At 44.4% G+C, this 24610-nt stretch carries 26 protein-coding genes; 7 read left to right on the forward strand and 19 right to left on the reverse strand.

Going from position 1 to position 24610, the window contains the following annotated elements:
* Positions 1-18: 18 nt before the first annotated feature.
* From GV030_RS14830 to rpsT, 8 genes are all read right to left on the reverse strand, one after another.
* Positions 19-2013, reverse strand: a complete 1995-nt coding sequence (locus tag GV030_RS14830; protein WP_159583372.1) for a DUF3857 domain-containing protein — start codon at positions 2011-2013, stop codon at positions 19-21.
* Positions 2014-2100: 87 nt separating this feature from the next.
* On the reverse strand, positions 2101-3660 hold the full coding sequence (gene rny, locus GV030_RS14835; protein WP_159583374.1) for a ribonuclease Y: 1560 nt from the start codon (positions 3658-3660) through the stop codon (positions 2101-2103).
* 82 nt (positions 3661-3742) lie between these two features.
* The gene (locus GV030_RS14840; protein WP_159583376.1) at positions 3743-4027 is read right to left on the reverse strand and encodes a cell division protein ZapA; all 285 of its coding nucleotides are present in this window, start codon (positions 4025-4027) and stop codon (positions 3743-3745) included.
* 7 nt (positions 4028-4034) lie between these two features.
* Positions 4035-4334, reverse strand: a complete 300-nt coding sequence (locus GV030_RS14845) for a hypothetical protein (protein ID WP_159583378.1) — start codon at positions 4332-4334, stop codon at positions 4035-4037.
* Positions 4335-6740: a phenylalanine--tRNA ligase subunit beta gene (gene pheT, locus GV030_RS14850; RefSeq protein ID WP_159583380.1), complete on the reverse strand. Its 2406-nt coding sequence runs from the start codon at positions 6738-6740 to the stop codon at positions 4335-4337.
* 136 nt (positions 6741-6876) lie between these two features.
* A complete protein-coding gene (locus tag GV030_RS14855) occupies positions 6877-7485 on the reverse strand; it encodes a DUF1684 domain-containing protein (RefSeq protein ID WP_159583382.1) in 609 nt (202 codons plus the stop codon).
* 13 nt (positions 7486-7498) lie between these two features.
* On the reverse strand, positions 7499-8203 hold the full coding sequence (gene radC / locus GV030_RS14860) for a DNA repair protein RadC (protein WP_159583384.1): 705 nt from the start codon (positions 8201-8203) through the stop codon (positions 7499-7501).
* Positions 8204-8296: 93 nt separating this feature from the next.
* Positions 8297-8548, reverse strand: coding sequence for a 30S ribosomal protein S20 (rpsT, locus tag GV030_RS14865; RefSeq protein ID WP_159583386.1), 252 nt, complete (start codon positions 8546-8548; stop codon positions 8297-8299).
* A gap of 126 nt (positions 8549-8674) precedes the next feature.
* Between rpsT and GV030_RS14870 the strand changes: the two genes are divergently transcribed.
* On the forward strand, positions 8675-9637 hold the full coding sequence (locus tag GV030_RS14870; RefSeq protein ID WP_159583388.1) for a zinc dependent phospholipase C family protein: 963 nt from the start codon (positions 8675-8677) through the stop codon (positions 9635-9637).
* Between the two features lie 118 nt (positions 9638-9755).
* Positions 9756-10238: a hypothetical protein gene (locus GV030_RS14875; protein WP_159583390.1), complete on the forward strand. Its 483-nt coding sequence runs from the start codon at positions 9756-9758 to the stop codon at positions 10236-10238.
* Between the two features lie 83 nt (positions 10239-10321).
* Here the strand turns inward: GV030_RS14875 and tsf are convergent, their stop codons facing one another.
* The 8 genes from tsf to GV030_RS14915 form a co-directional block, all read right to left on the reverse strand.
* Positions 10322-11152, reverse strand: coding sequence for a translation elongation factor Ts (tsf, locus tag GV030_RS14880; protein WP_159583392.1), 831 nt, complete (start codon positions 11150-11152; stop codon positions 10322-10324).
* Between the two features lie 108 nt (positions 11153-11260).
* Positions 11261-12016: a 30S ribosomal protein S2 gene (rpsB, locus tag GV030_RS14885; RefSeq protein ID WP_159583394.1), complete on the reverse strand. Its 756-nt coding sequence runs from the start codon at positions 12014-12016 to the stop codon at positions 11261-11263.
* 9 nt (positions 12017-12025) lie between these two features.
* A complete protein-coding gene (rpsI, locus tag GV030_RS14890) occupies positions 12026-12412 on the reverse strand; it encodes a 30S ribosomal protein S9 (RefSeq protein WP_159583396.1) in 387 nt (128 codons plus the stop codon).
* 8 nt (positions 12413-12420) lie between these two features.
* Positions 12421-12864, reverse strand: coding sequence for a 50S ribosomal protein L13 (gene rplM / locus GV030_RS14895; RefSeq protein WP_159583398.1), 444 nt, complete (start codon positions 12862-12864; stop codon positions 12421-12423).
* Positions 12865-12964: 100 nt separating this feature from the next.
* Entirely contained in the window at positions 12965-13699 is a 735-nt protein-coding gene (locus tag GV030_RS14900) for an RluA family pseudouridine synthase (protein WP_255465448.1), read from the reverse strand.
* On the reverse strand, positions 13692-14780 hold the full coding sequence (locus tag GV030_RS14905) for a cell wall metabolism sensor histidine kinase WalK (RefSeq protein WP_159583400.1): 1089 nt from the start codon (positions 14778-14780) through the stop codon (positions 13692-13694). The genes GV030_RS14900 and GV030_RS14905 overlap by 8 nt, the downstream gene beginning before the upstream one ends.
* 21 nt (positions 14781-14801) lie before the next feature.
* A complete protein-coding gene (locus GV030_RS14910) occupies positions 14802-15488 on the reverse strand; it encodes a response regulator transcription factor (protein ID WP_159583402.1) in 687 nt (228 codons plus the stop codon).
* A gap of 169 nt (positions 15489-15657) precedes the next feature.
* Positions 15658-16677 carry an aminopeptidase gene (locus GV030_RS14915; RefSeq protein WP_159583404.1) on the reverse strand — a complete coding sequence of 340 codons (1020 nt, stop codon included), beginning with the start codon at positions 16675-16677 and terminating at the stop codon, positions 15658-15660.
* A gap of 107 nt (positions 16678-16784) precedes the next feature.
* On the opposite strand from GV030_RS14915, the gene recA reads away from it, so the two are divergent.
* Positions 16785-17810: a recombinase RecA gene (recA, locus tag GV030_RS14920; RefSeq protein WP_159583406.1), complete on the forward strand. Its 1026-nt coding sequence runs from the start codon at positions 16785-16787 to the stop codon at positions 17808-17810.
* Positions 17811-17874: 64 nt separating this feature from the next.
* Here the strand turns inward: recA and GV030_RS14925 are convergent, their stop codons facing one another.
* Positions 17875-19128, reverse strand: a complete 1254-nt coding sequence (locus GV030_RS14925) for an ABC transporter permease (protein WP_159583408.1) — start codon at positions 19126-19128, stop codon at positions 17875-17877.
* A gap of 121 nt (positions 19129-19249) precedes the next feature.
* On the opposite strand from GV030_RS14925, the gene queA reads away from it, so the two are divergent.
* A complete protein-coding gene (gene queA, locus GV030_RS14930) occupies positions 19250-20296 on the forward strand; it encodes a tRNA preQ1(34) S-adenosylmethionine ribosyltransferase-isomerase QueA (protein ID WP_159583410.1) in 1047 nt (348 codons plus the stop codon).
* Between the two features lies 1 nt (position 20297).
* Complete coding sequence (locus GV030_RS14935) at positions 20298-20969, forward strand: 2-C-methyl-D-erythritol 4-phosphate cytidylyltransferase (RefSeq protein ID WP_159583412.1); 672 nt, start codon at positions 20298-20300, stop codon at positions 20967-20969.
* Positions 20970-21029: 60 nt separating this feature from the next.
* Here GV030_RS14935 and GV030_RS14940 read toward each other — a convergent pair whose 3' ends face one another.
* Positions 21030-21251: a DUF2795 domain-containing protein gene (locus GV030_RS14940; protein WP_159583414.1), complete on the reverse strand. Its 222-nt coding sequence runs from the start codon at positions 21249-21251 to the stop codon at positions 21030-21032.
* Between the two features lie 132 nt (positions 21252-21383).
* The gene (locus GV030_RS14945; RefSeq protein WP_159583416.1) at positions 21384-22598 is read right to left on the reverse strand and encodes a DUF349 domain-containing protein; all 1215 of its coding nucleotides are present in this window, start codon (positions 22596-22598) and stop codon (positions 21384-21386) included.
* A 78-nt stretch (positions 22599-22676) separates the two neighbouring features.
* Here GV030_RS14945 and ettA point away from each other — a divergent pair, with 78 nt between their 5' ends.
* Both ettA and GV030_RS14955 read left to right on the forward strand, forming a co-directional pair.
* Positions 22677-24356, forward strand: a complete 1680-nt coding sequence (gene ettA / locus GV030_RS14950; protein ID WP_159583418.1) for an energy-dependent translational throttle protein EttA — start codon at positions 22677-22679, stop codon at positions 24354-24356.
* Complete coding sequence (locus GV030_RS14955) at positions 24357-24512, forward strand: zinc ribbon domain-containing protein (protein ID WP_159583420.1); 156 nt, start codon at positions 24357-24359, stop codon at positions 24510-24512. It begins immediately after the preceding gene.
* The last annotated feature ends 98 nt before the right edge of the window (positions 24513-24610 follow it).

Here is a 24610-nt window from a genome sequence, read left to right on the forward strand (position 1 = left end):
AGTGTTCTGGTAATTTTCTCAAAGTCTATTCAAGACGATCAATTCCTGATTTTTGTCGGTTACTAGTTGATAAAATTGTTTAAGATTTTGGTATTCGTTTGGGTTGAATTCGGTTTTAGATATTTTGAAAATCCCAACAAGGTTTATTGTGTTTCCCACTTGGTTTGTGGAGTATATGAAGCTTCCATCATTACTTTGAAGTTTGAAAACCCCTGATTCAGGGAGTATGGCAGAATAGCCATCAGGGATTTTTATTTGGGCTATGACCCTATATTCAAAACCATATGGGAAGTCAATTGGTGCTACCCTTTCAGGTCTCCTAAAGGGGTTTTCAAGCGGCATGCCAAGAATAAAAGGGCTAATGTAGATTCTCTTATTTGCATTAATGGCACGGCTTGCCGTTATTTCGAACTCGAAATGCTCTTTGCTTTCCTTGGTACCTGACTTAATATTGAAATTTTCAATATCCCAGTCAGAAAGCTTTTGGTCGATCTCCTGAATGAAGTTGGTTGCTCCGATTGAATCAACTTGCTCCCAGGTAGTAACGCCAGCGTAGTTCTTGTGTGTAATGTGTAGTTCTGAAGTTATTTGAGTCTCTTCGAGTGTCATGTTAATGGAAACTTCAGAGGAATAGTGAGCCTCTTTTTTGAGGTCAACCCATTGACCAAACTCATTGTCAACTAACCAGCCTTTCCCATTTAAGCATCTCTCCGGGATAGTGCCAAAAGAGAGCTTGGTGGTGGCATCTGCCAGAATCAATCCTGCTTCAGTCTTCACTCCCACGATTACATAGTTAAAGTCTTCATAATTTGGGTAGACTGGATGTGGGATGCCATGCCCTCTTGTGCTTAATATGATAGGGTAAGCGTTTATTCCGGCCTCTCTTAGCGCTGCAATTAAAGTTAGATTAATGGCCGGAACATTTCCTGAGCCTTCATTGAAGGCAATTTTCCCAGCCTTGTTATTTGTAACACCATATTCATTTGTGAATGAAAAATGGTTTTGTATCCAGTGATAAATTGCTGAAGCAAGATCGGAGACAGAGTCAGCCCTTAATTCCTTTATGGCAGGAGATGCAAAAGCCCCTTGGTCAAGGGTTTTTCCGAATGACTCCCAAGTCAGAATATCCTTGGTGAAAGATTCGTAATTGTCCGCGTAGAATTTCACAGCGGAATTTGGCATTTGACTTGAGACTAACTGGAACTCGAGTCGAGCAGGAAGGTCCGGTTTGTTATTGATATTGGGCTCATCTTCCAAGGGAAGAATATTGCGAGCTACAAATCTTTGTTCTTTGCTTACCGAATTTTCAGCTCCTATTGCTACTGCTTTGTTACCACCTATCCCAGGCTCTGATTCCCACTTGTATTTAAAGGATTCATGAACTGAGTTTGTTTCTTTGGTGAGCTCAATTGAGGTGCCTAGTTGGCTGGTTATATAGTTGAAATATTCAGGGATCACATATCTGATTTCTGACACCTTGGTTGGGATAGATTTCTGAAATTTCCATGGAAAAAGAACGGAGAGATAGTTAGATATGAGTATAATTTCATAATCTATTACCGAACCCACCTGAACATTCGGTAAGGTGAAACTAATTTCGGTTCTGTGGTCACTTAGTCTCGTTCTAAAAACCTCACTTTGATTCAATGGAGTCTTTTCTATTCTTCCGTCAACCAAGTTGTGGGTAATGGCTTTGACCGAGGATAACCTTTCGTGAATGCCTCCGTCCACAGGGTCATATAACCGAATAGATACGTTTGCTTGGTTCTTACCTTCCGTTGTGAAAATTTTGATGCGGCGTGTTATTGTAAATTTGGTGGTCCAATTATCGTTTAGATAATTGAATCGCAGATCACCATACTCCGCTATGACCATTGCTTTAGCTTCCGGGTAGAATGAACATTCCTTAAGCGTGAGTTCTTGCATATCTAATTTACCGAATTTCAAAGGAGGTTTTTGAGCCAATGATGGTAAGGAAATCAGAAGAAGGAAGGGAAGGATATTTCTTGGCATGATTAGGAGCTGAACGGAGAAAGTAATAATAAAAAAAAGTCCCGAACTAATCCGGGACTTTCTTTAATTATTTTAAAAAGCGGTTTCCTACTTGGCGAACGCCACGGCCCGGGTCTCACGGATCACGGTCACTTTGATCTGGCCGGGATACTGCATGTCTTTTTCAATTTTCTGAGAAATATTGAAGGACAGCTCTCCCGCACGCTGATCGGTAACGTTTTCAGCATCTACAAGTACTCGGAGCTCACGGCCCGCCTGGATGGCGTAGCATTTATTGACACCTTCAAAGCTGAGCGCTACTTCCTCCAGTTCTTTGAGACGTTTGAGGTACTGCTCCATGATTTCACGACGAGCACCAGGTCTACTGCCAGAGATGGCGTCACAGGCCTGTACGATGGGCGAGATCATAGTGGTCATCTCTATTTCATCATGGTGAGCACCTATGGCATTGCAGATGTCTGGAGATTCTTTGTATTTCTGTGCGAGCTCCATGCCTATGATGGCGTGTGGCTTTTCTGGCTCATCTGGCCATACCTTGCCAATATCATGCAGGAGGCCGGCACGCTTGGCTTGTTTAGGGTTAATTCCAAGTTCAGAGGCCAGGGTAGCACACAGGTTGGCTACTTCTCTGGAGTGCTGCAGCAGGTTTTGTCCATAGGACGAGCGGAACCTCATCCTACCCACTAATTTGATCAACTCCGGGTGCAATCCGTGAATGCCCAGGTCAATGACGGTACGCTCACCGATCTCTACAATCTCCTCGTCAATGTTCTTGGTGGTCTTACTCACAATCTCCTCTATACGGGCGGGGTGTATTCTGCCGTCTTGTACGAGTCTGTGAAGTGAGAGCCTGGCGATCTCTCTCCTTACAGGGTCGAAGCCAGAGATGATGATGGCTTCAGGGGTATCGTCTACAATGATTTCCACACCGGTGGCGGCCTCCAGTGCCCGGATGTTTCTACCTTCTCTACCAATAATTTTACCTTTGATGTCGTCACTCTCTATGTTGAAGACAGACACACAGTTTTCAATGGCATGCTCGGTAGCAGTTCGTTGGATAGTTTGAAGTACTATCTTCTTGGCTTCTTTGGTAGCCGACATATTGGCTTCCTCCATGATCTCTTTGATGTGTGCCGACGCGTCTGTACGAGCCTCATCTTTGAGCGTCTGTATCAGCTGAGCTTTGGCTTCCTCAGCGGTGAGGTTGGACACCTTTTCCAGAATAGAAACCTGCTGATTTTTTAACTTCTCGTATTCTTCTTTTCGCTTTCGAACAATTTCCAGCTGAGCCTGCAGGTTTTCTTTGGCAGATTCCAATTCAGCTTCCACCCGTTTGTTTTGCTCTATTTGCTTGGAGATGGTAGACTCACGCTGCTTGAGTTTGTTTTCGTTGGTGATGAGGAGGTTCTTTTTGCGGTTGGCCTCTTCTTCAAATTCTGTTTTGAGTTTGAGAAATTTCTCCTTAGCCTCCAGTACTTTGTCCTTTTTGATGCTTTCGGCGTTTACCTCAGCTTCTTTCAGGATCAGTTTCTTCTGGTCTTCAGCACTTTTTAGCTTCTTGGTGATAGACCGTTTGAGTATGACCCGGTCTATGACAAACCCCAGGAGTATCCCCCCCAGAGCAATCAAAATGTATAATATATCCATCGATCAATTTAAGTAGGTATTTCACATACATGGCCTGTCGGGGAGGGCCGGGAATGGGGTGTGGACTGTATTACGGAGGGGTTTAAATAGCGTTCGCTATCAATTGGCTAATGTTTCTCAGTTGATCAAGTGCTACTTCGTCTGTGGACTCTATAGTCTCTTCGTTTTTCATTTTGTCTACCAGGCAATCAAATGCCACCATGGCAAGCAGGTCTTGGTTGTCTTCTATACCAAACTGGTTCCGATAAGATTTTATTTTTTCATTTAACATCTTACCAGCACGTCTGATACGTTCCTCATCCTCGGCCTTTACCCTCATGGGGTACTCCCGGTTTCCTATTTTTAGCTTTATTGATAATTCTGCCATCAGGTATTTAAGCTTCACCCAAATGAGCAATGCATTTATCTATCTCCTTAATATAGTCGTCAAGCACATCCTTCACCTCGTTCGCATCGCTATCGCCGACTACCATGCTTTCTACAATTTTACTAATTTTCATTTGATTTTGAAAGTTTGCAAGATTGGCCTCCTGCTGTGAAGCCTGAGCTTTCAACTGTTGGTTCTCATTGCTTACTTTTTGGAGCTCTACTTTAAGCTGTGCGTGTTCACTAAGTAAAAGTTTAACCCTTCGTTCCAGATTGTTGATTTCAGTTCTCAGTGTTTCGTTGCCCATTTACTTTCTGATAATTGCTCCTACTTCATTTTCAAATGTGCTGATCAGGCCATTCATGACCTTATCAATACCCTTATCTGTGAGTGTTTTAGTTTTGTCCTGAATAAAGAAACTCAGTGCGTATGATTTTTTGCCTGCTTCCAGTTTGTCTCCTTCATACACGCTAAAGACATTAATTCGATTTAGTAATTTTTTTTCAGACTTGAAAGCTAAATCTTTAATCTCATTGTAAGATACCTTTTTATCCAGTACCAACGAAAGATCTCTGCGGACCTCAGGATATTTTGAGATTTCTTCAAACGACGTTTCCACCTTAGCGGCTCTTACCAGGTCTTTCCATAAAAACTCAGCGTAGAACACTTCCTGTTTGATGTCGAAGTAACGAGAGATTTTAGTTTTTAGCATCCCCAATTTCCCAATCACCTTATTATTGAGTTTCACAGCCAGTCCGTATTCCAAAGCCGGGTCCTCCGTTGGTTCTGTGGTATAGCCAACGACCTTTAGGTGCTGAAGCGATGAGAAAACGACTCTTGAGAGGTCGTGAAATCCTATTTTTCGGGCGCCTTCCAGCCAGCTTTCCTCGTGAGAGTCGCCACTCATATAGAATGCCAGCAGTTGGTCTTCCTTATATTTTTCGTTCTTCTGGGCGTAAATTTTACCAAACTCGAAAAGATTCAGGTTTTTGGTTTTTCGGTTGATGTTGTGTCTGACTGACTCCAGGGCGGTGTAGAGCAGTGAGGTTTTCATATACCCCAGGTCTTCACTCGATTTATTCAGGATCTCCACCGGCTCACCTCCAAGGCCCAAATCCTTATAGTATTTGGGGTTAGTGAGAGAATTGGTTTGTATTTCTGAAAAGCCCTTTCCGGCCAGGTAGGTAGAAAGATCTTCCTGAAGCTTGTAAGGCTCTTTTTCGCTGAATGAAGAGAGGTATCCTGCAGAGAGGGTTTCTTCCAGCGGGATATTGTTAAACCCATAAATTCTCAGAACTTCTTCTACCAGGTCTGCTTCGCGCGTCACTTCACTTCTGTAAGGAGGCACAATGGCGGTGAAGGAGGCGTCATCAATAGTTTCTGTCTGGATGTCCAGCAGATTAAGGATTTCGATGATCTGGTCGTTGGGCAGTGTAATGCCTATTAGTCGATGAAAATTTTGATAGGTGGTAGGAATCCTAACCGGCAAAATAGGTTGTGGATAGATATCCACCACTTCGGATGCCACGTGGCCACCTGCGAGCTCCAAAATCATCTCTGCAGCCATTTGAAGGGCTGGGAGGGTCATCTCGGGATCAGAGCCTCTTTCGAACCGGAAGGAAGCATCGGTAGAAAGACCGTGTCGCATGGCCGTACCACGTACCCAATCTGCTGAGAAGTGGGCACTTTCCAGGAAAATGCTGGTGGTGCTGTCTTTCACACCGGACTGTGTTCCACCAAATACTCCGGCGATGCACATACCCGATTGATCATTGCAGATCATCAGGTCTTTGTCACTCAGCTTCCGCTCCACTTCATCAAGGGTGGTAAATTTTGTGCCCGCTGGTAAAGTTTTTACGGTGATTTTGTTTCCGGTAATTGCGTCAGCATCAAAAGCATGCATCGGCTGACCGAGACTCATCATTACATAGTTGGTGATATCAACTACGTTGTTGATAGGGGACAGCCCAACAGCCTTTAACCGCCACTGCAACCAATCAGGAGAAGGCCCTATTTTCAGTCCGCGAATGGTGAGGCCTGAATACCTCGGGCAAGCCTCATTCTTTTCTACCGTTACCTCAATGGGTCGGTCGATTTCCGTTTTTAGACTTTTGGATTGGCGTGGTTCAATGGGTCTTTTGAAAAATGCTTTCAGGTCCCGGGCGGCCCCCAGATGAGAGGTAGCATCCCCACGATTGGGGGTCAGGCCAATTTCAAATACATAGTCAGAGCCAGATTCGAAAATCTCAATGAGCGGGGTGCCGTTGGGTTTTTCGGTATCCAGGATCAACAGACCCGCATGGCTTGTACCCAAACCTATTTCATCCTCTGCACAAAGCATGCCCTCAGAAACCTCTCCTCTTATTTTGGCCTTCTTGATTTTGAAAGGCTCACCGCTCGTAGGGTAGATGGTCGTGCCTACTGTGGCTACGATGACCTTGATCCCTTGTTTAACGTTGGGCGCACCACAGACGATAGGAAGAAGTGCTCCTGTTCCTGCATCCACTTTGGTGAGCTGTAGCTTATCTGCGTCAGGGTGGGGCTTACATTCGATGACTTCCCCAATGACAAGCCCTTCAAATCCCCCGGGTATTTTTTCCACGTGTTCTACACCTTCCACTTCCAGACCGGTCTGGGTAAGGGCAGAGCTGATTTCTTCGGGTGATTCTGAAAGCGATATATAGTCCTTGAGCCAATTGTAGGAAATCTTCATCCTGATGTAATTGTATTTTTTAAATCTGTTTTTAACCGGATCATCAGAGGGAATTCTGTCATTTTTCGTAGTGAATACGATCCCCCCGATATGTAACCGGCAAAAATAGGAAAGTGAAGTCTAATGCCCTATCAAATCAATGGTTATAATCTTTTTCGCCGGCTTCTATACGGAGGGGTAGCACATTTTCGGCAGGGGGCAGAGGGCAGGAGTATTCACTGACGTAGGCGCAGTAGGGATTGTAAGCGAGATTGAAGTCGATCTCAATGTTATCCGACTTACCTATCTGCAGGTCCAGGTAGCGGCCACCGCCATAGGTGCTTTCACCACTTGTGTCATCCGCAAAGGCTGTAAAGTATGTGTTAGGGAGAGCCCCAAAGCCGGCAGGCTTGAGAATGAGTAGTTTAAGTGATTGACCCTGAAACTTAAAAGATGCATAGGCAAATTTGGAATAGGGAGCTGAGGTGCCATCGCTACTTTGTATCATCACTCGGGAAGGTGATTGGATTCTTTCCAGATTGGCTCGGACCTTATAGGAGGGATCGATGGTGAAAAAACTGAGCGGCTCGTATTTCAGGTCAAACTGTGTAAAGGGCGATTGTTCAGAACTTTTCAAAAAGCGTACACGCTCGGCCCGTGTGTCGGCGACTTTGCTGATGTAAGCTTCATCTGAGTTGCCCGACAATGAATAGAAAATAATAGCAACAGCAGCTACCGGGATCAGTATAAAAAGAAGTTTTTTCATGTTGGCTCGAGCACTAAGGCATTATGGATTCATCCGAAAAGCTAAAATAGGTGTGATCTGTGAAAATGAGATGATCATATACCGGAATGTCCAGCGTCTCGCCGGCTGATTTTACTTTCCGAGTGAGTTTCTTGTCAGCTTCGCTGGGTTGGGCATTGCCGGATGGATGATTGTGTATGAGGATGAGGCCACTGGCCATCACATCCAAGGCTTTTTTGAAAATAACTTTAGGGTCTACCGCAGTGCCTGATACTCCGCCCACACTGATTTGCTCCTTTCCTATAATCGCATTGTTTCGTCGGAGCATGATGATCCAAAATTCCTCATGAGGCAGATCGGTGAGCTCCGGCTTCATGTATTCATAGGCATCACTGCTTGAGGTGATTCTGAGGGTTTTTCGTGGTTCGGATTCTTTTCTTCTTCGTCCGAGCTCCAATGCACTCACTATGGTGATGGCCTTGGCTTCTCCTATGCCTTTGAATCGGATGAGATCGGTGACAGAGAGCTTTGCCAGAGCATGCAAGTCATTATGAACGGTACTGAGGATTTGCTTGGCGAGATCCACGGCGCTGAGAGTTTTCGTGCCAGAGCCGAGAAGGATGCCTATCAATTCGGCATCAGATAAGCTCGCCTTTCCCTTGAGGAGTAGCTTTTCCCGTGGACGGTCTTCTTCGGCCCACTGGTGGATAGCTAGATAAGTATGATCGGATTTTTCCATTACCTGCCAGTATTTTACAGCACTGAAGATAATAAAAAACCCTATTCGCCATGCGAACAGGGTGTGAATATCCTGAAGAGGACAAACTAAGTCTTAAAGCGCGTTAACTCTTTTAGTTAAGCTTGATTTAAGATTAGCCGCCTTGTTATTGTGAATGATATTATTCTTAGCAAGTTTATCTACCATGCCCAAAACTTCACCCAAAAGCTTCTGTGCTTCGGTTTTGTCTGTAGCTTCTCTCAACCTTTTGATAAAGGTTCTGGTAGTTTTATGCTGATAACGATTTCTGAGTCTTTTTGCCTCGTTTGATCGTATTCTCTTTAATGCGGATTTATGATTTGCCATAAGCTTTTTATTCTCCTATCCTTGTTTAAGGGATGCAAAGATAGAGCAATTGGTAAAAAAAACAAATACATTTCATAATGTTCACCTTAAAAAACCCACGAAAAAAATGACTAATTTCATTTTGCGATGAAAGGAGCACATAAAGTTTATCTAATAGTGCTATTGGGGGCGATAGTCTCCAGTAGTTGGGGGTTTTTCTCCCATCAGAAAATCAATCGGGTGGCGGTGTTTACACTGCCCATAGAAATGATGGGTTTCTATAAGTACCACATTCAATATATCACCGAGAAGGCGATTAACCCCGACAAACGCCGATACATCATGAAGGAGGAGGCTGCCAGACATTACATAGACCTGGATGTATATGGCGACAGTGCTTTGTATAATATGCCTCGCTACTGGAATGATGCTGTAGCCATGTACACCGAGGATACTTTGCAGGCCTATGGCATAGTGCCCTGGCATATCAATCTGGTGAAATATCAGCTGACCCAGGCGTTTCTCAATAGGGATGCTGACCGTATCTTAAGGTATTCGGTGGATCTGGGGCATTATATAGGAGACGCTCATGTGCCTCTGCATACCACCGAGAATTACAATGGGCAGCTTACGGGACAGTTGGGTATTCATGGGTTTTGGGAATCTCGCCTGCCGGAAGTATTCTTTGAGCACTATGATTTGTTTACCGGGAAGGCAGAGTATATCAAAAATACTCAGCTGGAAGCCTGGAAAGCAGTGGAAAGCTCACATCTCGCACTCGATTCGGTATTGAGGTTTGAGAAGCTCCTGACCCTAAGGTATCCGGAAGATAAGAAATATAGCTATGAAGAGCGGGGAGCCACGACGGTCAGGGTTTATTCCTATGACTTTTCGCGGGACTATCATGAGATGCTCAATGGTATGGTGGAGCGTCAAATGAAGAGAGCTATCAAGATGGTAGGGGATTTCTGGTTTACCGCCTGGGTGGACGGGGGGCAGCCTGATCTCGATTTGTTGATCAATGTGCCGGCTACCGAGGAGGAGATTGCACCGGCTACAGAGCAGATCAAGCTCCGCAGCCACGAAAGTGGGGAGGAGATAGATTCTTAGACTCTGAAAAACCTCTACTTATCTGAGAATTAGCTAAATGCATCGAAGACTTATTGGTGTTCTTATGATATTTTGAGTATTTTAACATTACATTAAAATACTTCTAAATAATAGTATTATGAGAAGGGGTTATTTTATCAAATTAATAATAGCTGTTTTTTTTCTAGTTGCCATTTCGTCCACAGATACTCGCGCACAACTGGTCAGTGAGTCGGATATTTCTTTCGATATCCTGAAATGGCACTTCCATCACTATCCGAAAAGTGAAACAAAACAGTGGCTTGATTCCGGGGAGGATACCTATACGGTGTCTTTTGTTTTTGAGTCGATGGATGTGTCGGTAGTTTATGATTCGCGGGGCAAGAGAATAGAGGAGCGTGTAGATGTAAGTAATAGTATGCCGGTCTCTCTGGTTTACCACCTGGATGATCAATATGAAAAGTATAAAGTGATGAGGTTTGAGAAAGTCACTAAGTTCAAACAGGATAATTCTGTTGGGTACGAGATGAAAATCAGGAGCAAGGAAAAGGGGGATGAGCAGTTGTACTTTGACCAGAACATGGTGCCAATCGATTTTAACCTGATCAGCAAGGCCGACTGAAAAGAACATTAGACAAACTGAGTCATAAAAAAAGCCTCATGATGGAAATCATGAGGCTTTTTTGATAGACTACCGGATGGTGATTATCCGATAGATATTCTTTTAAACTCAGATACAGTCAGACCTTTGCTCACACCATTCAGGTAGGAAGCAATGGTAAGAGAGTTGTCTTTCACGAAAGACTGGCTCAAAAGTGTGTTTTCTTTGAAGAATTTCTGAAGCTTACCTTCAGCGATTTTCTCAATGATGTTCTCAGGCTTACCTTCTTGTCTGGCTTGCTCTTTTCCAATTTCGATTTCCTGCTGGATCACTTTTGGATCAACACCATCTTTATCTACGGCTACCGGGTTCATCGCAGCAATTTGCATCGCTACATCTTTACCTGCTTCCTCTACGTCAGCACCGTTTACATTTTTCAATACGACCACTACGGCAAGCTTACCATTGGAGTGGATGTAGGGTACTACGGCCTCTCCAGCGAGAGTTTCGTAGAATTTCACATCAATTTTTTCTCCTATTTTACCAGTAGCTTCGATGATTTTATCACCCAGGGTGATGCTACCTACGCTCAAAGCCAGCAAGGCTTCAACATCAGCCGGAGCATTTTCGAAAGCCAGGTCGGCAGCCAGATTGGCCAGGGCTACAAAGTCCTCATTCTTAGCCACAAAGTCAGTCTCGCAAGTGAGCGCAAGCACTACACCTTTGGTCTTGTCCTCGTTGGTTCTGGTTACTACGATCCCCTCAGTGGTCTCTCTGTCCGCTCTGTTAGCCGATACTTTTTGACCTTTTTTTCTGAGTAGCTCTATCGCTTTTTCAAAATCACCATCTGCTTCTACGAGTGCCTTTTTGCAATCCATCATGCCGGCACCAGTCATTTGTCTTAGTTTGTTTACGTCTTGCGCAGTAATAGCCATTCTTGTCTTCTTTTAATTTTTAGCAATGCTTATTAAAAAAAATTGAACACCGTCCGAAAGGAATCGGAGCAATGTTCAATTTTTGAAATGATTATTTCATGAGGAAGCTTATGCCTCTTCGTCTACTTTCTTCTTTGCTTCTTCTTCTTCCTGTAGTTTTTGATCTTCCTTATCCTTCTTACGCTCAGCCAGACCTTCTTCCAAGGACTGAGTGATGTAGTTAGTGATCAGGTTAATTGATTTCCATGCATCGTCATTACCTGGGATTGGGAAATCTACCTGAGTAGGATCAGAGTTTGTATCTACCAAAGCAAATACAGGAATGTTAAGCTTCTGAGCTTCTGCTACTGCAATGTGCTCTCTTTTGATATCGATCACGAAAAGTGCAGCTGGAAGTCTGTTTAGGTCTGCTATACCACCTAGTACTCTTTCCAGTTTTTCTTTCTCGCGGCTGATCATCAGTCGCTCTCTCTTCGCAAGGTTCAGGTAAGACTCGTCTTTCATCAACTTGTCAATACCAGCCATTTTCTTCAATGACTTTCTGATGGTTGCGAAGTTGGTCAACATACCACCCAACCATCTTTCGGTTACGTAGGGCATGCCCAATTTCTGAGCGGCAGTTTCTACCACTTCTTTAGCCTGCTTTTTGGTAGCAACGAACATTACTTTACGGCCTGATCTTACGACTGACTGTAAGGCGTGTGCTGCCTGATCCATGCAGGTCAGGGTTTTATTGAGATCTATAATGTGGATGCCATTCTTCTCCATGAAGATGTAAGGCGCCATTTGTGGATTCCACTTACGTGTAAGGTGACCAAAATGAACACCAGCGTCCAATAAGTCTTTGTATTCTAGCTTTTGCATGATGATATCTTAACGTTTACTGAATTGGAATCTTCTTCTTGCTTTCCTTCTACCGTATTTCTTACGCTCTACCATTCGAGGGTCACGAGTCATAAAACCTTCTTTTTTCAAAGCTGGTTTGTTTTCTTCGTCTAGCTCTACCAGTGCTCTGGAGATTGCAAGTCTTACCGCTTCAGCCTGACCTTTTGGTCCGCCTCCATCAACATTCACGTTGATATCATAGTTGCCGTCGAGTTGCAGCGTCACTAGAGGCTGCTTTACGATGGTCTGTAAAATTTCAGAGGGAAAGTAGGTGGCGATATCCTTGTTGTTCACAGTGATAGCACCTTTACCGCTCTGTAGGTAGATTCTAGCTACAGAGGTCTTCCTTCTTCCAATGGTGTTAGTGATTTCCATCTAGGTTTTTAAAGTTTTACTTCTTTTGGTTGTTGTGCTGCATGAGGGTGCTCAGCACCTGCATACACGTATAAATTTTTAAAGAGCTTACTTCCAAGTCTGTTCTTAGGAAGCATGCCTTTAACAGCTCTTTCTACTAAAAGGGTTGAAGATTTAGCCTTCACTTCAAGAGGAGTTTCAAAACGCTGCCCTCCAGGAAATCCTGTGTGACGAACGTACTGCTTGTCATTCCACTTTTTACCTGTCAGTCTTACTTTGTCTGCATTGATCACGATGACATTGTCACCACAATCCACGTGCGGAGTGTAACTGGCTTTGTTTTTTCCTCTAATGATTTTAGCTACTTCGCTGGACACTCTACCCAACACTTTTGAATCTGCGTCTACGATGACCCAATTCTTTTCTACTGTAGCACTGTTTAACGATACCGTTTTATAGCTTAAAGTATCCAATTTTTTATTCGTTTAAATGAACTTAATGGTTCTCCCCTGGAAAAGGGACACAAAAATAGAAGTTTAATTCTTGAAAAACAAAAGATGGTAATGAATTAAATCACAGGTATTTACGTAGCTGCTTGATTAACACACCAAAATCCTTCGGGTAAGGTGCTTCTACCTCGATTGTTCGCTCCTCATTAGCGTCAAAATCATAAAACGCAATATTGTGTGCATGAAGGGCTACTCGGGGTAAAATCGGCTTTTCCTCGTCGGTATGACGGGAAAGGTTGAAGTTTTTCTTGATCCCGGAGAGATAAATGTACTCTCCACCATACACAGGATCGCAGCTGATGGGTGCTTTGTGAAAAGCAAGGTGTACGCGAATCTGGTGCAAGCGACCCGATACCGGAAAACACTTCACCAAGGTATGATATTTAAAGGTTTCCAGTGTGCTGATAAGGGTAAGTGAAGGTTTTCCTTCTCTGAAATCTACCCGAGACTTACTGTTGGTGGAGTAAATGGGCTGGTCAGCGGAAACATTATCAAACTCATGAATGCCTCCTACCACAGCGTGATAAACTTTCTTTACCTGACGTCTTTCCAGCATGATGGCAAAATGCCTGTAGGCTTCCTGATGCTTCGCGATGACGAGCGCTCCGGAGGTTTCTTTGTCCAGCCGATGGCAGACCTGAGCATCGGCGTGGTGCTCTTTGGCTAGTTTTAGAATATCTACAGGGTCGTTCCTGTCGTCCAGTGTGGAGATATACGGGGGTTTATTGATGACCAGATAGTGGTCATTTTCAAAAATAAGCAGGTCCTTGAGTGTGATCCCTTTCAGGTATTTATGCATAGTCTTCTTCGTCCTCTTCGTCTTCCTCCACAAATCTATGCGCAACTGGCTTACCTTTTTTTAATTTAAAACTAAAAGTCGATCCTTTTTTTACCTGACTCTTCACCTCTACAGTGGAGCCATGGCCCTCCATGATGTGCTTGACGATGGCCAGACCGAGCCCGGTGCCTCCTTTTTCTTTGGATCGGCTTTTTTCTACCCGGTAAAATCGCTCGAAGATTCTCTTGAGGTCTTCTTGAGGAATTCCCCTGCCATTATCCACTACGGAGGTAATGACGTGGTTGTCTTTTTCCTCAAACCGGATTCTGACAGTGCCTTTTTTCTTGGTGTATTTAATGGCATTTGACATCAGGTTGATTAATACCTGATAGATGCGTCGGTAGTCGCCCTTTACAAAATGCCTGGCGGTGGGCTCTTCAATCTGGATGTCAATTTTTTGTTTTTCGGCTTTGTCCTCCAGCTGATCCAGTACTTCGCGGGCCAGGGCTACAATGTCAAAGTTCTCCACGTGCATTTTGATCTCTCCGGTTTCCATCTGAGAGATGGTGAGCAGATCCTGCACCAGGATGTCAAGGCCATCAAGGCTTTTGGCCGCTTTCTTTAGAAATTTTCCACGAACCTTTTTGTCTTCCACCGCGCCATCCAATAGGGTATGCACGAAACCCTGGGCAGCGAAAATGGGAGTTTTTAGCTCATGAGATACGTCTGCAATGAATTCCCGACGAAATACTTCCATGCGCTTAAGCTCCAGTATTTCCTGCTGCTTTTTTTCTGCGTAGCTGAAAATATCCTTATTGATTCTTTTCAGAGGGTTTAGTGAAAGCGTCTTGGTGGGCTTGGTGATGTTTGATAATTCCTGATCCTGAAAGTTTTCAAGGGCCTCATTGATATCATTAATATGTCTGAAAAAGAGAAACTCGAGCACCAACCTGATGAGAATATAGGAAGCACAAAAAGTGATGCCAAACCCGATGATCAATGCTGTGGTGAGCACGGAAGGCACCAGAGCCAGAAAAGCTGTCGCAATCATGGAGATCACAAAGGCGAGCATCAGGGCCAGTCCGCGAGAGTTGATGATCATCGAATTGTATTTGTATCTATATTAATTGGTGTCAAACTTATACCCGACACCCTTGACGGTGGAGATGTAGCCATCACCTATTTTTTCACGCACCTTCCGAATGTGCACGTCCACTGTTCGGGCCAGTACATATACATCGGTGCCCCAGATGTTTTGTAGGAGTTCATCTCTACTGAAAACCTTTCCGGGATTTTGAGCCAGAAAGTACAAAAGTTCGAATTCTTTTTTGGGAAGGCTGACCTTCTCTTCTCCCACAAACACGGTGTAGCTGGTTCGGTCTACGATCAGGTTGTCTATGGAAATTTGATTGGATTCTTTTTTCTTCTTGGATTCCCTCCTGAACAGGGCATTGATTCTGCTAACCAATGCACGCGGTTTGATAGGCTTGGTGATATAGTCATCGGCACCCATATCAAAAGCGGCCACCTCAGAATACTCCTCAGATCTGGCTGTAAGGAAGATGACAAAGGCATTTGCCAGCTCAGGAATTTCGCGTATCTGACGACAGGTTTCTACACCGTCTTGCTTGGGCATCATAATGTCCAGAATGATCAGGTCCGGCACGAATGATTTGGCAATATCCACACCTTTGATCCCGTCCAGGGCTATTTTCACGTCATAGCCTTCTTTGATCAAGTTATATTTTAATAATTCAAGAATGTCTGCTTCATCATCTACGACCAAAATTTTTTGGGCATTCTTCGCCATGAGTTTGTGGTTTGAGTTAAAGAAATCTTAACAGTTTATTGATGAAAAATTAACTCGCCTTAGCCGCATCACCCAGAAGTACTGGATAGGAGCAAAGACATTCGATATTATTCAAAATTAAAGACAAATCGGTTTTATGAGTAATAAGGTAACAATTTGTTAATTAAAGTCACTTTCCATACTTTATTTTCATAGCTGTGAGCATCAATTTGATGTCGTCATCATATTGATGAAATATGGCTTGAATGGAATCTTCTTGATTGTGATAACGCCTGTGTGCCATGAAGTAGGCATTGTTTGGCAATACGTCATCAAAGATGTTTTGGTATCGGGTATTGTAGAATGCTCCGTTTTTGAGATCATTAGCAATATGCTGAATGCAATTGTTTTTAAGCGAATCTTTGAGTGAGGTTTTCAGCGAATCGGTAAAGCTCCCATACAAGCTATCGAGTCTTCCTGCTCCCGCCAGTATGATCCTGGTAAGAGTTTTTGAGTCAGCCAGGGACTGGAGGTACTCCAGGTGCTGAGCCGAACTGTCCCCAAAGTGAGAGACAAGAAAGCGTTCGGCACCTTTCTCCCCGATAAAAGAGGCCAGGTTTTCATTGAATTCCACCTCGTTTTTAACAAAAAGGGTTGCATGCGTGAGCTCATGGATGATTACCTCGGCCAGGGCACCGTCATTTCTTTCCAGCATGTTGGAGAGTAGCGGATCTTTGAGGATGCCCAGGGTGGACCATCCTCCGACCGTTCTGATGCGAACATCAAGCCCCTTTTCTTTCAGTAAATCAGCTTCTTTTTTGGCTTTTTCCAAATCAAAAAAACCTTTGTACGGCATTTCGCCCAGAAAAGGATACTGCCAGGTGTAGGCTTTAAGTGCATAGGGCTCGCTAGCTGAGACATTCCAAAGGAGTGTTTTGCCTTTCTGATCATACAGCTCTGTGTAATTATCTGACTTGTTTAGCCCCAGGCTATCTACCGCAAAGCCGCGAACGGCCATGGTGAGTTCCAGTTTTTGTTTTAATGAATCTGGAAAATTGGGATCCTGGAGAAAATCTTCAATAGGTCGGGATTGGGTAATGACTTTGAGTTGTCCTTTGGCCTGATTATAGCCATAGGAGAGCCAATTCCAATAGTATAAGCACAATGCTATTAATATAAGCAAAATACCCCACGATATTTTTTTGAGCATTTAAATACTAATTATTTTAGTTTTTAAGAAGGAAATTCGATCAAACGCGGTATTTTTGTTAAGTTGTAATTACTTCGCATTATAAATAAACTTCACTAAGTATAAGCATGTCTGATAATACAGAAAAACTCAAAGCACTTCAACTGACCATAGATAAGTTAGAGAAGGCTTATGGCAAAGGTACCATCATGAAATTGTCTGACAATAAGGTACTGGATGTCCCTACGATTTCTACAGGATCATTGGGGCTGGACATGGCATTGGGTGTTGGAGGTATCCCAAAGGGTAGGGTGATCGAAATATATGGCCCTGAGTCTTCAGGTAAGACTACTCTGGCTATGCACTGCATAGCTGAAGCTCAAAAGAAGGGTGGACTTGCAGCTATTATCGATGCGGAGCATGCGTTTGATAAGACCTATGCTGAAAAGCTTGGTATTGATACCGAGAATCTTTTGATTTCACAGCCGGATAATGGTGAACAGGCACTTGAAATTGCCGAGCACCTTATTCGTTCAGGAGCTATTGATATTATTGTGATAGATTCTGTGGCAGCCCTGGTGCCCCGTAGTGAGCTGGAGGGTGAAATGGGTGACAGTAAAATGGGCCTACAAGCCAGGCTGATGTCTCAGGCACTGAGAAAACTAACTGGGGCTATTAACAAAACGGGCTGTGCCTGTATTTTTATCAACCAGCTGCGTGAGAAAATCGGTGTGATGTTCGGAAACCCGGAGACTACCACTGGTGGTAATGCTTTGAAGTTTTACGCTTCTGTTCGTTTAGATATCAGGAGAATTGGCCAGATCAAGGAAAGTGCGGACAATGTGCTGGGTAACCGCACAAGGGTTAAGGTGGTGAAAAACAAAGTGGCACCTCCATTCAAAGTGGTGGAGTTTGATATCATGTATGGCAAAGGCATCAGCAAGTCAGGCGAGCTGATTGATATTGGTGTGGAGCTGGATGTGATCAAAAAGGCAGGTTCATGGTTCTCCTACAATGACAACAAGCTTGGCCAGGGACGTGATGCTGTCAAACTCCTGATCGAAGACAATCCGGAATTGATGGAAGATATCGAGCTGAAAATAAAGGAAAAGATTCAGGGAAGCGTCATCAAGGAGCCAGCTGATGCTGAGTAAGGTCTGATGTTCCCGTAGCTTCATGAAAAAAAAACGAAATCCCGCCTTGGCGGGATTTTTTTTGTTATTGAGACCTGATGGCAATCACCGGATCAAGCCTGGCTGCCATGGCGGCAGGGATGATGCCAGAGGCCATGCCTATAATGGCAGACACCCCAAGTCCGAGCACAATATTCGAAAGACTCAGTACCAGATCCAGAGATCCCAGACTCACAAACGAAAGGAGCCAGACCAGCAATATGCCTACCCCACCACCAATCACACTTAAGAAGACTGATTCGAAGAGGAACTGGAACAGGATGAAATAATTTTTGGCGCCCAGGGATTTCTGAATGCCAATAATGTGAGTTCGCTCTCTGACGGATACAAACATGATGTTGGCAATTCCAAAGCCACCCACAAGGATGGAAAAACCACCAATGACCCAGCCTGCCAGCCCGATGACATCAAAAGTAGATCCAATGAAATTGGCAATGGCCTCCGGTCTGTTCAGTGCGAAGGTATCTTCTTCTTTCGGCTTGAGTGAGCGCTTTTTGCGCATGAGGCCCCGCAGCTCTGCCTCCAGCTCCACCAGCCCAATGTCCTTGTCCAGTCCTTTCACTGTAATGTGAGACTCTACCCCTGATCGCTGGCCTGAATAATAGATCTTGAGGAATGACCGGTAGGGCATGTAAATATTTTCATCATTGGACGGGGCACCCAGGAAGCCATCACCTTCTTCCTTGATTACTCCGATCACGTGATATTTGAGCCCCTTTATTTTAATGGATTTCCCAATTGGGCTTTGATTAGGAAAAAGTTCTTTGACGGACCTGAATCCCAGGATGACCACATTTCTTCCTGCTTCCGCTTCCTGAGGTGTAAAATACCTGCCTTTTTCTATCGGAATTTCATAGACGTCTTTGTGTCCGTGTACCACGCCCAGTAGGTCCAGGTCCACACTGCTACTACTTTCGTATTTGGCCGTCACTCCACCCCTGACAGTGAAAATGGACATGCCCTGAGCGTTTTTCACATTGTCCCTCAGAAATTTGTATTCATCATAAGTAGGATAGGGGCGCTGCATGTATTTCCACCAGGGGTAGGGCCCACCACCAAATCCATAGGGCCATTTCTCCACATTGATGTTATTGGTGCCCAGAAAATTCAAACTGTCTTTGATGCTACGCTCCAGAGAATCCACCAGGGTGAATACTGCGATGATGGCAAAAATGCCGATGGTGACACCCAGCAGAGACAGGGTGGTGCGCAGGATATTCATCCTCAGCGCATTCCAGGCAAAACGAAAACTTTCAAGTATGAGTCTGACGATGAGCACGGTGCTTTATTATGGGTTTCAGATACAAGGTTATATCGATTTTATGCTAAATAAACAAAACTATTTGCTAATTTTGCGCACTTATTTAATTCACGACTTTTGGTCAATCCAAGCTTTCAATATGAAATTATCAGCGTTCAAATTTGATCTACCTTCCAGCCATATTGCCCTTCACCCTACTGAAAATCGCGACGAGTCCCGATTGATGGTGATACACAGGGATACTGGTGAAATCGAGCATAAGACGTTTAAAGATATAGTAGATTATTTTGACGAAGGGGATATGGTAGTGATCAATGACACTAAAGTATTCCCAGCCAGATTATACGGCAATAAAGAAAAGACGGGTGCTAAAATTGAAGTTTTTCTTCTCAGAGAGCTCAATAAGGAAATGAAATTGTGGGATGTGCTGGTAGATCCGGCCAGAAAGATCCGTGTGGGAAACAAGCTATACTTTGGAGAAGGAGAGTTGGTGGCAGAGGTCATCGACAATACCACATCCAGAGGTCGTACCATCAGATTCCTGTTCGATGGCGAGGAAGATGAGTTTTACAGAATGATCGATCGTTTGGGTGAAACTCCACTTCCAAAGAGTATCAAAAGATCGACTGTGCCTGAGGATCGCGAGCGTTTCCAGACCATTTATGCTAAAAATGTGGGCGCCGTAGCGGCACCTACCGCAGGTCTTCACTTTACCCAGCAGGTGCTTAAGCGCTTGGAAATCAAAGGGGTGGATATTAACCCCGTGACACTCCACGTTGGGCTAGGTACTTTCCGTCCAGTGGATGTGGAAGACCTTACCAAGCATAAGATGGATTCAGAGAATTATTTTGTGCCCGAGCCAACTGCCGAGCGTGTGAACCGCGCTCTGGATGAGAAAAAACGTGTGTTAGCTATTGGTACCACGGTGATGCGTACTTTGGAATCTTCTGTTTCGGCCAATGGTCGGTTGAAGGCCAATGAGGGATGGACTGATAAGTTTATCTTCCCACAATACGAGTTTAAGATTTGTAACGCTTTGGTGACCAACTTTCATTTACCGGAATCCACCCTACTGATGATGGCAGCAGCCTTTGGTGGGTATGATCTGATAATGGAGGCTTACAAAGTAGCCATGAAGGAAAAGTATCGTTTCTTCACCTATGGTGATGCGATGTTGATCCTCTAAAATGCAAAAGAGTGTAATCATAGTAGCTGGTGGTAGTGGCACGCGCATGCAGCAGTCACTGCCCAAGCAGTTTATAGAAATTCTAGAAAAGCCTATAGTGGTTCATACCATTGAGGCTTTTTTAGCTTATGATCAGTCCATTTCGGTGGTGCTGGTACTTCCCAGCGCTCATTTCAGCACCTGGAGAGCACTGGCTGAGCGATTTTTTCCCAATACCACTATCCACCTGGAAGCGGGTGGAGCCACAAGGTTTCAAAGTGTCAAGTCAGGACTAAGGGTGATCAACGAAGGGCTGGTAGCCATACATGATGCCGTTAGGCCACTGATCTCCCCTCAGGTGATCGCAGAGTCATTTCTTTCTGCAGCGCAAAAGGGTTCAGGCGTGGTGATGGTGCCTTTGAAGGATTCGATCAGGCGTAAAGTAGAAGGTAAGACGGCAGCTGAGGATCGGACTGCCTTTTTTACAGTACAGACCCCACAGACCTTTCAGGTAGCTCAGATCAAAAAGGCTTTCGAGCAAGCGGAGCTGGAGACTTTTACAGATGATGCCTCAGTGTATGAACATGCCGGGATGCTCGTGTCAGCGGTCACAGGGGAGTATACCAACCTCAAAATCACTACGCCGGAAGATTTGATTTTGGCGGAGGCGATTATGAACCAGCGAAAAAAATAGAAAAGCCTCCCGATTAGCGATCGCAAGGCTTTCAAACGTTTTTAGATGGATGCTTAACCCTTAATACTCATCTTCATTGAAGAAAAAGTCTTCTTTGGTGGGGTAGTCAGGCCAAATCTCCTCAATGTTTTCGTAAGGCTGTCCATCGTCTTCAAGTTCCTGAAGGTTCTCTACAACCTCTAGCGGAGCTCCTGATCGAATAGAAAAATCTATCAATTCGTCCTTACTGGCTGGCCATGGTGCGTCTTCAAGATATGAAGCTAATTCTAATGTCCAATACATATTCTTATGCCTTTAAAAATTTCGTGCAAAAATAGGTTTTCTATCGTAAAAACAAATTTTAATTTAAGTTTCTACTTTATCTAACCCTTAATGCGTAAACTAATTTTTTTGTTTCATTTATCAAAAAAACTTTTAATCCTCCCTTTTAAGCAACTGGAGTAAGGTTTCTTTTACTTGAATTTTCCCTTTTTGTTGCGATAGTTTCTTTTCGATCAGGTCCATTGTCCCACCAAAAGAAGAGGAAAAGTTGGCCGAATTCTCCTGATATTTGTCCAGATCCGCTTTATCACGGTTGATCAGTTCCTCCAAAATACCAATTCTTATCTGACGCTTTTTCGCTTTTTCCAGTTCTTTGAAGTTTTTAAAACGCTTGTGGGCCAGTTTGTCGATGAAGTCACGTTCCAGTAAAAGCTGAATGCTTTGGAAGGCATTTCTTCTCAGGTTTTTTCCTTCGGGATCACTGGGCCGGTAAGATTTGAGTTGAGTTTTAAGCTCCTCCAACTGTTTGAAGCCATAGGGTTGTTCACCATTGGTGAAGCGCTGGAGCGTTTTGTTCAGCTCGTGGATGTCAAAACTCTGCGACTGGCTGGGCCTTGGTCCTGGTTTTAATTTATTGTTAAACGCCCGGAGCAAGGGAGAATAATCTTCTTTTTGGATGTTGCCAATCTCTCGCCATTCATCTTTCAGGGTCTGAATGAAATCGAATCGCTCTTTGCCATGGAGGTTCTCTAGCTGGTCGGCTTTGGCGATTACATTTTGATAGTCGCGCTTGCGCTTCTCCCCGAGTCTTTTTTTGTCCTCGTAAAACTCCTTTTTCTTATCAAAAAACTGATCAATCAGTCCCCAGAAGGCGGTGTCCAGTTCTTCCTGAAGCTCTTCTTTTGGATTTCCGGTTTTGATCCACCGGGCTTTTATGTCATGTATTTCCTGTGTGGCTTCCTTCCAGTTTATTTTCTCCACCGAGACGCGGAGCTCCTCTATCAGGGCCTGCTTGATCTGGGTATTGCGTACTCTGTTTTTCTCTATGGTCTCTTCCAGATAGGCCTCCTGTGCAGTGAGTCGGTCCAAAAGTGACTGGTAATTACCCAGACCATCATGTGTCCCCAGAAGTTCCTTGAGGTGGATCAGCTTCATGAGAAATGAGCCCTTATTCTCAGAACTTTCAATCTCTGTTTCCAGGGCAGTAATTTTAGCTTCCAGCTCAGTGAAGCGCTCTTCGAAATACTTTACTGAAGTTTCCTCATCTTCTCTCACCACACCGATTTCACGGTCAGGGTAAGCTCCCCAGCCATTGAGAATGATTTTATTTTCTAATATTTTCCCGAAAGGTATTTCCTTTGCACTCACGACTTAAAACTGTTATACTGTAATCTAATCTGGACAGATAAAAACAGTAACTTCAACTTCTTTTCAAATTAAGCAAAAATGTCAGACGAAAAAATAATCTTTTCAATGGCGGGGGTAAACAAGATTTACCCTCCAAAGAAACAGGTACTGAAAAATATCTATCTATCCTTTTTCTACGGTGCGAAGATAGGAGTGTTGGGATTAAATGGATCAGGAAAATCTTCCTTATTGCGAATCATTGCCGGAGTAGACCAGGATTATCAGGGTGAAGTAGTGTTTTCGCCGGGATTTAGCGTGGGTTTGCTGGAGCAGGAGCCCAAACTGGATCCGGACAAAACAGTGAAAGAAGTGATCAGCGAGGCGGTCACAGAGGTCACTGAGCTTTTGAAGGCCTATGATGAGATCAATATGAAATTTGGTGATCCTGAAATATTGGATAACCCTGATAAGATGAATAAGCTGATCGAAAAGCAGGGTGAGGTGCAGGATAAGCTGGATCAGATGGGCGCCTGGGAGCTGGACAGCAAACTGGAGCGGGCCATGGATGCGCTACGAACGCCACCTGAAGATGCCATTATTAAGAATCTGTCTGGTGGAGAGAAACGTCGGGTAGCCCTTTGCCGGCTGCTACTTCAGGAGCCTGATGTGCTGCTGCTGGATGAGCCTACCAACCACCTCGATGCTGAGTCAGTGCACTGGCTGGAGCAACACCTTCAGCAGTATAAGGGCACAGTGATTGCCGTCACTCACGACAGGTATTTTCTGGACAACGTGGCTGGGTGGATTTTGGAACTGGACAGAGGGGAAGGAATTCCATGGAAAGGAAACTACAGCAGCTGGCTGGATCAGAAGCAAAAGCGTCTGGCTCAGGAAGAGAAATCAGAATCTAAGCGACAAAAAACCCTTGAGCGCGAACTGGAATGGGTTCGAATGACCCCAAAAGGACGGCAAGCCAAAGCCAAAGCCAGACTGTCAGCATACGACAAACTCCTGGGCGAAGAGGGCGCACAGAAGGAATCTCAGTTGGAACTTTACATCCCACCAGGCCCCCGATTGGGTGCTAAAGTGATTGAAGCAAATGGAGTGTCCAAGTCGTATGGAGACAAGCTTTTATTCGATAACCTGACTTTCAGCCTGCCTCAAGGTGGCATTGTGGGGGTAGTAGGCCCCAATGGAGCCGGTAAGACCACCCTGTTCAACCTGATCACTGGCAGGGAGCAACCCGATGCTGGCACATTCGAAGTAGGAACGACCGTGAAGATGGCTTATGTAGATCAGGAGCACAATGACCTTAAACCGGATGATACGGTGTTTCAGGCTATCTCCGGTGGCAATGAGATCATTCATCTTGGAGAAAAGGAAATGAATGCCAGGGCTTACGTCAGCCGATTTAACTTTTCAGGTTCAGACCAGACCAAAAAGGTGGGCGTATTGTCAGGAGGGGAGCGTAATAGAGCGCACCTGGCCATCACACTGAAGCAGGGTGCCAACCTTGTCTTACTGGATGAGCCTACCAACGATCTGGATGTGAATACGCTCCGTGCCCTGGAAGAAGCTTTGGAAAACTTTGCGGGATGTGCGGTAGTCATCTCCCACGATAGGTGGTTTCTGGATAGAATATGCACGCATATACTGGCTTATGAAGGCGATTCTCAGGTGTACTGGTTTGAAGGCAACTTCACCGATTACGAGGAGAATAGAAAGAAAAGGCTAGGGGATCAGGCACCAAAAAGGATCAAGTATAGAAAGCTGAAGTAAATGAAAAAGAAAGAATGCCCTTCCTGCGCTATGGAAGTGCCTGCTAAAAGCAAGGAATGCCCCATTTGTGGGTATGAGTTTGCTGATTTCAGTCCTGCATACAAATGGGTAGCTATTCTGCTTATTGTGATGATGTTGCTCTACCTGGTGTTCTGAGGGATGAAAAGGACTATCGGGGAGATTCAATGAAGATCGTCCAGGTCGAGGAAAAGCGCCGAAATCATGTGAATTATTTTTGATACCCACTAAATTTA

Source organism: Marinoscillum sp. 108, from assembly GCF_902506655.1.
In the GTDB taxonomy this organism is placed as follows: Bacteria; Bacteroidota; Bacteroidia; order Cytophagales; family Cyclobacteriaceae; genus Marinoscillum; species Marinoscillum luteum.